1 protein-coding gene is annotated in these 784 nt (G+C 43.6%); it reads right to left on the bottom strand.

Translation table 11 applies throughout. The features are described 5' to 3' along the window. A partial coding sequence (locus GJV03_RS21330; protein WP_252720762.1) for a phage tail protein occupies window positions 1–784 on the bottom strand: 784 nt, incomplete at both ends.

The raw sequence follows: 784 nt of genomic DNA, 5'->3' as shown, positions 1-784 counted from the left end.
ACGCCATTCAACTTGATACTTGGTGGCATCTTTCGCTTGAGGCCAACTGATCACCATGGTTTCAACAGACATTCCTTGCTGAACCATTTGCTCACTGGAAATGCTGACTGATTCAACAGGTTCTTGGGTTGTAGGATTAATGATTGAGATTGGCCGATCATCAATAAATGCACCATGATCAATTGCATCAAATTTAGAATAAGCATGTTGTAGAGCAGTGATGGTAAATTGGTGTGGCTCATCTTGTGAAATCGAAACGACACGAAATTTCATCGTCGCTAAATCTTGTGCATCAATCACCCAGACATTTTGTGGGGCAACACTATCAAATGCTGATACAACAGTAACAACTCGACCAGCAATACTCGATACGACTCTTGCCTGTGCCTTTCCATTCTCGCCATTCACAACTAGACGGTCACCAGCTCGGCACACCACATCATCACGATCTAAGGTGATTTGTTTTAAATCAGCACTGACTGAAGAAACACGCCCACCATTTGCACGGCCAGCCAACAACTCATCAGCAAGTTCAATCACTTTACCTGGTAATGGAATATAGCCATCCAACCCAACTTTAAATGTGACAGTTCGAGTTTCTAGTTGTTCTGTTTTTAAGGCCCATTGCCCAGTACGTTGTGCTTGTCCTTCTGATGTACAGCCCCATGCTTCAAGCTCAAGTAATTTGACTGCACCTCGATCACGTGCAATCGCTACTTCATCACGTACGAACACATATTCAGTCTTATAGCGATTTTGCGGATTATCCCAAGCCACCTTGATG

Source organism: Acinetobacter sp. RIT698, assembly GCF_009668065.1.
Taxonomy (GTDB): domain Bacteria; phylum Pseudomonadota; class Gammaproteobacteria; order Pseudomonadales; family Moraxellaceae; genus Acinetobacter; species Acinetobacter guillouiae.
Note: the sequence above shows the minus strand (reverse complement) of the source record. Positions and strands in the feature narration are given on the sequence as shown.